The organism is Flavobacterium aureirubrum (assembly GCF_038739835.1).
Classification (GTDB): Bacteria; Bacteroidota; Bacteroidia; order Flavobacteriales; family Flavobacteriaceae; genus Flavobacterium; species Flavobacterium aureirubrum.
The window spans coordinates 90,574-97,461 of sequence record NZ_JBCGDO010000015.1; the positions used below are offsets into that span (position 1 = coordinate 90,574).

At 36.8% G+C, this 6,888-nt stretch carries 3 protein-coding genes; all 3 read right to left on the reverse strand.

What is annotated here, in order from left to right:
- Nucleotides 1-39 precede the first annotated feature (39 nt).
- Entirely contained in the window at nucleotides 40-1,956 is a 1,917-nt protein-coding gene (locus WFZ85_RS11520) for an OmpA family protein (RefSeq protein ID WP_342696441.1), read from the reverse strand.
- Complete coding sequence (locus tag WFZ85_RS11525; RefSeq protein WP_342696442.1) at nucleotides 1,931-2,884, reverse strand: PorP/SprF family type IX secretion system membrane protein; 954 nt, start codon at nucleotides 2,882-2,884, stop codon at nucleotides 1,931-1,933. The genes WFZ85_RS11520 and WFZ85_RS11525 overlap by 26 nt, the downstream gene beginning before the upstream one ends.
- A 19-nt stretch (nucleotides 2,885-2,903) precedes the next feature.
- Nucleotides 2,904-6,888: T9SS type B sorting domain-containing protein (locus tag WFZ85_RS11530; RefSeq protein WP_342696443.1), on the reverse strand; the 3,985-nt coding region annotated here is incomplete at its 5' end.

Sequence of the window (6,888 nt, forward strand, 5' to 3'; positions counted from 1 at the left end):
CATTTGAACAAAATCACAATTAACAACAATCAAAAAAAACTATTTCAAAATCATAAAAGTACATCTTCGGTTTGTAGCGTGTTCTTCCTCTGTACAATCATTATTGGGACAAATAATTAAGGGTTTGGACTCGCCATAACCTACAGACTTTAATCGTTTTCTTGGAATTCCGTTATCTACTAAATATTCGAGTGCAGAAGCGGCTCTTTTATTAGACAATCTTAAATTATACATTTCAGAGGCACGCGTATCCGTGTGTGAACCAATTAAAATTTCCATATAAGGGTATTTCTTTAACAGCCCTACTAATACATCGAGCACTTGTGCCGCTTGTGGTTTTATATTCCATTTATCTAAATCGAAATAGATATTTTCAAGTTCAATAAGTACAGTTCCATCATCTTTCATATTGATTATGTCTTCCGCATCATAGTAGGACTCTACTTTCATCTGCAAATCGAGGTATACTTTACCACTTTGACTGGTATCGAAAATAGCTTCGGCAGGAATATAAAAATCTTTGAAAGCCATTATTTTATATTTCTTGTTAGGCTCTGTATTAAAGGTGAAATTTCCATCTTTATCCACTACCACTTCTTCGAGCAAGTTTTCATCCTGGTCATATAATTTTACTGTTGCACCCGGTAAAAGCTCGAGCGATTTTTTGTCTCTTACTTCACCTTCTACTAGATATTGTAACTTATTATCTTCTCTAATAAAAGTGTATAAGTTATCATCGCCTGTTCTGTTGGAAGCGAAATAGCCTTTGTCCTTTTCTTCATCGAGAATAAAGCTGAAATCATCCATTTCGCTGTTGATAGTTGACCCTAAATTTAACGGCTTGTCAAACTCGGTTTCGCTTAACTTTAAACTCATGAAAATGTCTAAGTTTCCATTACCTTGATGTCCATCAGAAGCGAAATATAGTGTGCCATTTTGGGTTACGAAAGGGAATTGTTCCCGATGTATTGTATTGATTGTAGGGCCAAGATTACGGGGTTGACTGAAGGTTCCGTCTTCTAAAATATCGACCACAAAAATATCCATCGACCCAATAGTTCCTTTCATATCACTGGCAAAGAAAAGTTGTTTTCCATCTTTTGTTAAGAAAGGATGCTCTACAGAATATTCATCACTTGAAAAAGGAAGCATCGTGATGTTTGTCCATTGCCCCTCTTTGTACTCGGCTTTATAAATCTTGATGGTTGCTATTCTTTCCTCACCAATTTTAACTTGTTTATCGCCCGTTCTATTGAAGTACATTGTTTTTCCATCGGCACTAAAAGTAGCTGAGCTTTCGTGATTTTTACTATTAATAATCTCTGGAAACGGTTCTATTTTTTCTAATTGGCCTTTATCATTTACGGTTGCAGAAAATAAATCAAGATAGGGTCTTTCGTTCCATCCATAGGCTTTACTTTCGGCATTTCTTACTGATGCAAATGTTACTTTATCTCCAAAAAAGGAAATCCCGAAATCGCCATTAGTTTTATTTTTTGACATCATTTCGAGCTTGAAACTGTCTGGTGTATTTCGGGTAACGTTCTTCATGAACTTGGGCGTGTTTTGCTCAAATCCTAAATATTCTGACATGATAGCATCGCCTTTTTCAAAATCTTTAGTGCCTTTCAAGGCATTAGCATATCTGAAAAAAACTTCTTTGTTGAGACTATCTTTATAGGTGAAAAATAATTGTCCGTAAGCTCGCACTGCATTAGTCATCTGGAAATTGTAGTAATAAGAATCACCCAAGTTTTGTAGCACTTCTTTTGATTGACCTAATTGTTCATAGGCAACCGCGGCTTTTACATAGGCTTTTTTTGCAAATAAATTATTGGCTTGTTTAACCGTAGCTTTTTTCTGGGCAACAAGGGTAGTTATACTGCAAAAAATAAAAAATAGGTATAAACTTTTTTTCATCATATCCATGTTAAAAGAATCGTGGTGACTTATCATATCCTTTCTTTGAAAGCTTAGACAAGTCGAAATCATATAGAATAAACAACTCGTGCGAACCAGTATTAAAATTTCGAAGATTGGTGAGTGTGTAATCATAGGCATATCCTATTCGTAGTGCTGGCGTAACGTATACACTAGCTAAACCACTAACCGAGTCGTCAATTCTGTACCCAATACCAGCTTCAAATTTATTATTGATTAAAACATTGGTTGTTAAATCTAAAGAAATTGGCGCACCAGCTACTCCTTTTGCCATGAAGGCAGGTTTGACTTTTAAATTATCATTGCCGTTGATTGTAAAAACATAGCCACTGGTTAAAAAATAATGTATTGCTTCTACTCCAGTTGTAGTAATTCCGTTTGTGCTTTCTATCTGTTTGGTGGTTAGTAAATTTGGAGCAGAAAAACCTACATAATAATTAGAGCCAAACAAATAAGCTCCAGCACCTACATTAGGAAAAACTCGACTTATATTATTTTGAAATGTAGGATCCGGCAATGGATCTGTAAATTGAAATCCACTAAAATTGGTATCAAAAAGTGTGACACCACCTTTAATTCCGAATGATAATTTTGTTTCTTCCGAAAGTTGTAACACGTAGGCAAAATCAACAAAAATATTGTTTTGATTCACTACATCACCAATTTCGTCGTGAACAAATGAAATTCCCATTTCCACTTTTTTAGAGAGGGTTTTGCGTGCAAAAAAAGATTGAGTGGTTGGCGCACCTTCTAAACCTACCCACTGTGCTCTGTAAAATCCTCCTACGTTAATAACATCAGGCGTTTCAGTGGCATAAGCAGGGTTTATCACACCCATATTATACATATAATGAGTAAATTGCGGATCTTGTTGTGCGCGCAAAAAAGTGACACAGAACACCAGAAGTAATGCTGTAAAATATATTGACTTTTTATGTTTCATAAATGTACTCATTGCTATTTTACCTGTTTAAATATACTCTGCCTTGAACATCTTTTCTTGCTCCATCATTGAAATAGAGAATATAGAAATAAACTCCTGTAGGCAATAGATTATTACCTAATGTAACACCACCCGCAGTTGCTGTTCCGTCCCAATTTGGAGTATTTCTATTTCCTGTGTAAATCAAACTTCCATATCGGTTATAGATTTCTAATTTGAAATTTGGATATAAAATGACAAGATTTGGAATTTCGAAGGTGTCATTAATTCCATCGTTGTTTGGCGAAAAACCATCAGGAATTATGATATCACAAATCGTTAAATCAACAGTAACAGGGAGACGAATGCTTTCGCAACCAGTAGCGGATATTACTGCTGCATAATATGTGGTTCCATTTATCAATAAGTCAGATGCACTGTATGCTGTTCCTCCTGTCAATGCATCGTACCAAATTACTGTTGGCGTTCCCACAATATTTGCAGATAAGTCGGCAATAGTTGGCGCAGGAATCGTCGTTCCACAAAAAAGCTCACCTCTATCAATTAACACAGGTGCTGGGTCTGATACGACATTGAAGTTACCAAGAAGTGCAGTTACACTATTTAATCCACAAGTATTACTTGTCGAAGTTAAGTCGATGATTTGAACTGTAGTCTGTCCATTATTTACTAAGCTAACTCCAGGAATAGTAAATGTTGTTCCACCATTTGTAAACGTTACCGAAATAGTCGCCGTTCCTGAATTTGCACCTGATAACAGGTATGTTAATGAATAAGTTCCATCAGGCAAATTACTAATTCCGGCTATGGTTACATTAGTATCAGAATTAGGACAAGTATCCTGAGCTGAAACTGTGGCTGTGCTTGCATTTGGAATTGCATCAATCGTCAAAGCAACAGTAGCATTTTCAGTAGTGTTTGTACAACCAGAAGGTGCAATAATTCCTATAACTGTCAACGTGTAATTTCCTGCTGATGTAAATACTGAACTTGGAATAGTAAACTGCCCGACTCCACTTGTTATTGTTACATCTCCTGAATTTCCTGTCGTAGGTGTTGCTCCAGGAATAGAATAATTAAATTGATAAACACCATCAGTAAGATTGATAGCATTAGATATAGTTACAATAACATTACCTCCAAAACAAATTGCTATTGAATTCAAATTAAGACTATCGATATCAGCAAGTGGTCTAACAATAATTTGTGTCGTGACGTTAACTAATGTATTGGAACAATTGGTTACTGTGTTAAGAATATTTGTAAAAGAAATAACTGTTGTTCCAACATTTAGTAGCGAGGCGCTTGGCACAGTAAAACTTCCAATTCCGGCAGTGATAGTAACGGTTACAGATTGTCCTGATAATGTGTTACTTCCTAATAAATCGTAGCTCAAAGTGTAAACTCCATCTGCCAATCCGTTTAAATTAATAACTGCAGACGAACCTATACAAGTTGGGGATGTTGAAACATTAATCGAAGTTAATTGGGGATTTGGTAAAATTGCAAACTGAACAACTTCAGTATCAGTTCCACAAGAATTTGTAACTGTGTAAGTATAACTATAGGTTCCAGCAGGGAAACTGATAATAGTTATTGGAGAAGTAACTACCGTAGAACTGCTATCTGTCCAAACCCCATTGACATCTTCTCCACTTAGTAAAGAATTCAAATCTAAAACTCCCGTTGATGGACAAATAGAAACTATTCCAGTAAATGTTCCAGCAGTTAAGGGTGCAACTACTTCAAAATTAGTATTTGCATCTTCAATTATGTTAGAACAACCTGTGGTGGTAATTATGCTACTAATAGTAATCGTATAATTCCCAACTGCAGCAAAAACAGAAGCAGGAATAGTGAACTGACCAATTCCACCCGTAATTGTCACATCTCCAGAGTTTCCAGTAGTTGGAGTTCCTGTTGGAATACTATAATTAAATTGATAAACTCCATCTGGAAGATTCGTTGCATTAGAAATGACAACTGTAGCTGCACTTCCAATACAAACTGTGGCTACCGCAATATTGGTATTGTCGATTTGAACTATCGGATTAATAACAATTACTCCGCTAACATTATTTAAAGTAACTTGACAAGTGTTCGTAGTATCTTGGATAGTATTAAAAGTAATCGTGGTTGTGCCTGTATTAGGAACATTAGCTGTTGGAATAGTAAAGCTCCCATTTCCGCCAGAAATTGATACTGTTACGTTCTCATTCGTAAGTGTGTTACTTCCAGTTAAATCATAATTTAATGTATAAGTTCCATCTACCATTCCTGATAAATTAACTGTTACATCTAAACCAATACAAATTGGAGAAATAGTAATATTTGAAGAAGCTACTACTGGACTTGGTAATACTGTAAATGATACATCTTGATTATCCTGACCACATGAATTTGTTACCGAATAAGCATAGGTATAAGTTCCGGCAGCAAAGCTGCTAATATCTACTGGTGTTATTGCTGACCATGTGCCACCAGCATCTTGCCCTGTCAATAAAGTATTCAAATCTATGGTTCCAACTGATGTACAAACTGGAGCAATAGTAACTGCATTACCTGCATTTGGTAAAGGATTTACAATAACTGTTACCACAGCTGTATCTGAAACACAAGGTGAAACTCCACCACTGGCTGTATAGGTGAAATTATAAGATCCTGGCAGAACCAATGAAGGATTAAAAAATGTTCCTGATAAAGCTCCTGTAGCATTATCATCACTAAATGTTCCTAAATCTTGAGTTCCGTCCAATCCATTTAATAAATTTAGAGATGTAGAATTAACACAGGTAGACAAAGTTCCATCAATTCCTGCATTTGGCGATTGTTCTACTGTAATAGTTACTGTTGCAGAGTCAGGAGTACACCCAAAACCGCCAAGAACAGTGTAGGTAAAGATATCTGAAACACCAACTGCAGGATTAAATATATTTGATACTATAACATTGGCAGAGTTTGTCCATACTCCACCTACTTGTGGGGTTCCTCCTAACAATGTGAATAAATCAACGGGAGCATCATTAGAACAAATTATTGGAGGTGTTGTACTTATTCCCGCATCTGGAGAAGGAGATAATGAAACAGCAATAACTGCCTGATCATTCGAACAAGGTAAATTTCCAGTTAAGGTGTATGTATAATTTCCGATTGGATCAACTGCCGGATTGAAAATACCTGAGACTACTACATTTGATGGATTGGTCCAAACTCCTCCTGATTGGGCAGAAACTCCTAATTGTTGAAATAAATCATAAGGTGCTACATTTTCACATATTGAAAACGAGCCAGAAACTCCGGCTTCTGGACCCAACGTTATTGAAACCGTAATTTGAGCTTCATCATCAACACAGGGTGCAATTCCTAAAACCGTGTAGGTGTAAACTCCGTTAACAGCTGTTGCTGGGTTCAAAATATTAGTAACTATCGCATTAGATGGATCTCTCCAAACTCCACCTGTTTGAGCATTAGCTCCAAGCAAAGGAAACATATCTACTGGATTCTCATTTGAACAGATTGGTAAGTTCGCATCATTTCCTGCATTTGGTTCAGGTCGTACCGTTAAGGTAACCGTTTGCGTTAGTGCATTGGTACAACTTGGTGTGCTTGTGGTGGTGATGCTTACTAAGGTTACTGTAGTGTTGGCTGTGTAGGTTCCTGATACTGTCGCTGTTCCTGACGCATCTAATACTATGGTTTGATTGGCACTACCATTGATGGTAAACGTTACTGTAGCATTGGGTGTGCCTGTAAATGTTAGTGTGGAACTTGTATTCGAACAAACCGTGGCAGGACTGAAACTCGCTGTAGCGGTTGGATTGATTACGGTTAGGGTTATCGTTGTGTTTAGGGCTTGGGTACAACTTGGTGTGCCTGCGGTGGTGATGCTTACTAAGGTTACTGTAGTGTTGGCTGTGTAGGTTCCTGATACTGTCGCTGTTCCTGACGCATCTAATACTATGGTTTGATTGGCACTACCATTGATGGTAAACGTTACTGTAGCA

Coding starts and splice junctions, on each gene's coding strand:
- WFZ85_RS11520 (WP_342696441.1), bottom strand. CDS start 1,956: ATGATAAGTCACCACGATTCTTTTAACATGGATATGATGAAAAAAAGT.
- WFZ85_RS11525 (WP_342696442.1), bottom strand. CDS start 2,884: ATGAAACATAAAAAGTCAATATATTTTACAGCATTACTTCTGGTGTTC.